Here is a 3,561-nt window from a genome sequence, read left to right as displayed (position 1 = left end):
GAGGGGGGAGGGAGACGCGAGGGGGAGGCCCCAGATTAACCTGGAAGATGCGAAGGATTGAAGTCCCTGTGCTGGCTGACTCCCCCGCCGTCCTGACGGACCCATCGCGTCGGGTCGGCGGTCAGGACCGACCTGTGGGGTTCAACCGCCTCGCACTCCCAGCATGTGGCGCGGCGGGTGGCTAGACGGCCACGCGCAGCACCACGGCGGTGATGTTGTCGCGGCCCCCGGCCTCGTACGCGGCGGCGACGAGCGCGTCACACGCGGCCTGGGCGGAAGCGGGCGCGCGCAGCTGCTCCTGCAACACCTCCAGGCCCAGCGGCTCATACAACCCGTCCGAGCACAGGAGGAAGACGTCCCCGGGCTGCGTCTCCAGACGCCGCACGGTGGGCTCCGCGTTCTCCGTGCCCAGGGCGCGGGTGATGAGGTGGCGCAGGTTGGCGGGGTTGCCGGGCGGCTCGCGGCCGGCCGCGCGCAGCTCCTCGATGAGCGAGTGGTCGCGCGTGAGCGACTCCAGCTGGCCCTCGCGCAGGCGGTACAGGCGGCTGTCGCCCACGTGGGCCACCGCCGCGCTGCGCTCGCCCACCGCGAGCGCCACCACCGTGGAGGCCATCTCCTTGAGCTTGCCCACGCGGCGCACGCGCAGGGTGCGCTGGGCGAGCGCCGTGCACGCGGCCAGGTAGTTCTCCTCGCGGCTTCGCGCGGGGTCCACCGCATCCGGCCAGGTACCGTCGCGGTCCCGGTCCAACCGGTCGCTGAAGCCCGCGAAGGTGTCCACCACGCACTGGCTGGCGACCTCTCCGCCCTCCTGGCCCCCCAACCCGTCCGCCACCACGAACAGCCCGCGCTCCGGCAACACGCAGTACGCATCCTCGTTGTGCGGACGCCGGCCAATGTGGGTCTGCCCCGCGCACTCGAATCTCATCACCACCGCCTCCTGGCTGGGCTCCCGGACAGCAAACGGGAGGCCAACGGCCCGGCCGCTTCACGCCCGGGACGCCCCCAAGGGGTTTTCGCCCCTGGAGGACGCCTGGGTTCGCGGCCCCTCCGCGCACCCACGCTCTCCTGTCCACCGAGCGACGTTGCGGTCGTCCCGGCCCCGTCCCACCGTGACTTTTCAACGGCCGGGACACCCCGGAGGCCCGGGCGGACCTCGTGGGAGGACGCGGGTCCGGCGTCCACGTTCGCGGCAGGGGTGGGAGTCATGGGCGCCGGTAGGATACCGGGCCTCGTGGCGGATGGGGATCCACTCGCGCCCCCTAGCAACTCCCGCCGGGCCCGGCGGACAATGCAGGAGCCGCCCGACCTGCGGGCCATCACCCGAGGACCACCATGACCTCCATCCGCCGCGTGGGTTCTGGCATCTCCACCTCCCGGGCCTGGTCCATCTCCTCCGAGCTGGAGGTCACCGCGCCGGTGAAGCAGGAGCCCATGACGCCGGTGGAGCCGGTGCGCAAGGGCTTCTCCGACGCCAGCGACTTCAAGGCGGACGCCGACGGCGACCTGGCGGGTGCGCTGCTCGCGGACCTGGGGCTGACGCCGGACGCGGCGTCCTCCACCTCGGACGACCCGGAGCCCCGCGCCGCGCTGCTGGAGAACCCCCACCTGCGCACCTTCGCGGGGGAGAGCACCTTCGAAGCCGCCGCGCCCGCGTACGCGCAGCGGCTGGGCCTGCCGCAGGCGTCCACGCCCATGCTCCAGGCGCGCCACTTCCAGCAGACGGAGCGCCGCGCGGAGGCCCCGCCGGCGGATCCCTCCATGGACCCGTCCGACATCCTGTCGCCGGACGCGGCCGCGTGGGAGCTGCAGAACCTGGACACCATGCCGAGCACCGTCTCCTCGAAGGAGGCGGAGGACCTGCTCTTCCTCCTGGAGTCCGGAGACCTGTCCGGCCTGAGCGACGAGGAGCTGGACGCGCTGAGCAACGAGCTGGGCACGGAGGACGCGGACCTTCAGGCATCCGGAGACGTGGACGTCGTCCCGGAGGAGGCGGACGAATTCCTGGCCACGATGGAGGACAGCGGGCCGGAGCTGAATCTGGAAGCGCCCCAGGCCGCCCCGTCATCGAGCGACTTCCTCGCGGACGCGGACGACTTCACGATGGAGGCCGTCCAGGCGGAGGCCGCCTACTCCGCGGCCTACGCGGAGGCGCTGTCCACGGGCACGCCGCTGCCGCCCGCGCGGCGCGAGGCGCCCGTCTCCGAACCGGAGCCGAGCGTCGTGGTGGACGCCGCGGACGTCGAGGACGTGCAGGACGCGGACCTCGTGGAGGTCGACGCGGCCCAGACGCCCCCGCCGCCTCCGCTCGAATCCTGATCAGGGCTCCGGCGTGTCCTGGAGCGCGGCGTCGAGCTGCTTCTGCGCCTCCATGACGTCCTTCTCCAGCTCGCGCCGGTAGCGGTCGCGCTCGGGGCTCCTCCACTCCGCATCCGAGAACTGCGAGAGCGAGTACTCGCGCGTGGTGTGCACGGGCCCGCGCAGCGTGACCATCAGCTCGCGGTCCGGGTCCCCCATCTCCTTGAGCAGGAAGCCCTCCACGTCACGCAGGGTCAGCGGGAAGGTGGGCTGGTCATCGACGACGACCTTGCCGAAGACGTTGAGCTTCACCTCCTGCGCCCCCTCCTGCAGCTCCTCGTTGAACGACAGCACCGCGAACGGCACGCCGCCCTCGTCGTCCAGCCGTCCGGACACCACGTACCGCCCCGCCTTGCGCACCTGGACGGCCAGGTACAGGTCCAGCGACCCGCCCTCCAGCACCTCGCGCACCCTGCCGGTGAACGTGGCCGGCGGCGCGGGCGTGTAGAGCACGTCGAAGAACGCCGAGTCCTCCAGCGACCCCGAGCGCACGCGCAGGGCCACGCGCAGCGTGCCGGAGAACATGGCGAAGCCCTGCTTCGACGGCTGGAAGCGCCCGGTGAGCAGCCCGTCCCCGGCCACCGCGTCGCCGCCCTGGCCGGCATCGCCGAAGGCCACCGGCACGCCCGGCATGCCGCCCGCGTCCGCCAGGTGGTCCGCCTCGTGCGCCGTCGCGGACACCACCTCGCACGGGCGCGGCGAGCGGCGCGAGTCCTCGCACGCCACGGTGAAGAGCACGGACTCGTCACCGACGACGAACACCTTGTCCTGCTTGAGCCGCAGCTGCACGTCGGAGGTCCCGTCCTCCGCGGCCTTGGGGCTCAGCGGCCGCGTGCGCTCCGGCTCCGCCAGCTCCATCTGGTCCGGGTGCTCGCGGCTGGGCCGCGACTCGGGCGGGTAGCGCGTGGCCGCCACGTAGGACTCCAACGAGCGCTTCGCGCGCTCCAGCCGCTTCTGCCACAGCTCCCGGCGGGCCTCGCGCTCGCGGGCCTCCGGGCTGAGCAGTGACGGCGCCGCGGGCTCGGCCGCCGCCAGGGCCTGGCCGCCGCGCTCCGCCGGTGCCCGGGCCGCCTCGTGGGCGTCGGACACCGGGGCGGAAGGAGGCTCCGGTGCGCCCTCCGGCGCTTCGGCCCCCTCGCCTCCCTGCCACCAGAAGAACGCGCCCCCCACGAGCACCAGGGGCACGAGCGCAAGCAACCACCGGCC

At 73.4% G+C, this 3,561-nt stretch carries 3 protein-coding genes; 1 reads left to right on the top strand and 2 read right to left on the bottom strand.

Features of this window, described 5'->3' with window-relative positions; genetic code table 11:
* Positions 1-181: 181 nt before the first annotated feature.
* Positions 182-925 (bottom strand): PP2C family serine/threonine-protein phosphatase, encoded by a 744-nt coding sequence (locus tag D7X55_RS37435; protein WP_120549022.1) that lies wholly within the window; start codon positions 923-925, stop codon positions 182-184.
* A gap of 407 nt (positions 926-1,332) precedes the next feature.
* Between D7X55_RS37435 and D7X55_RS37430 the strand changes: the two genes are divergently transcribed.
* Positions 1,333-2,316 (top strand): hypothetical protein, encoded by a 984-nt coding sequence (locus D7X55_RS37430; RefSeq protein WP_147468369.1) that lies wholly within the window; start codon positions 1,333-1,335, stop codon positions 2,314-2,316.
* Here D7X55_RS37430 and D7X55_RS37425 read toward each other — a convergent pair.
* Positions 2,317-3,561 (bottom strand): hypothetical protein (locus D7X55_RS37425; protein ID WP_306437762.1); only part of this gene is annotated, 1,245 nt, incomplete at its 5' end.

Source organism: Corallococcus sp. AB049A, from assembly GCF_003668885.1.
Taxonomy (GTDB): domain Bacteria; phylum Myxococcota; class Myxococcia; order Myxococcales; family Myxococcaceae; genus Corallococcus; species Corallococcus interemptor.
This window is presented reverse-complemented; position numbering and strand designations above follow the sequence as displayed.

Coding starts and splice junctions, on each gene's coding strand:
- D7X55_RS37435 (WP_120549022.1), bottom strand. CDS start 925: ATGAGATTCGAGTGCGCGGGGCAGACCCACATTGGCCGGCGTCCGCAC.
- D7X55_RS37430 (WP_147468369.1), top strand. CDS start 1,333: ATGACCTCCATCCGCCGCGTGGGTTCTGGCATCTCCACCTCCCGGGCC.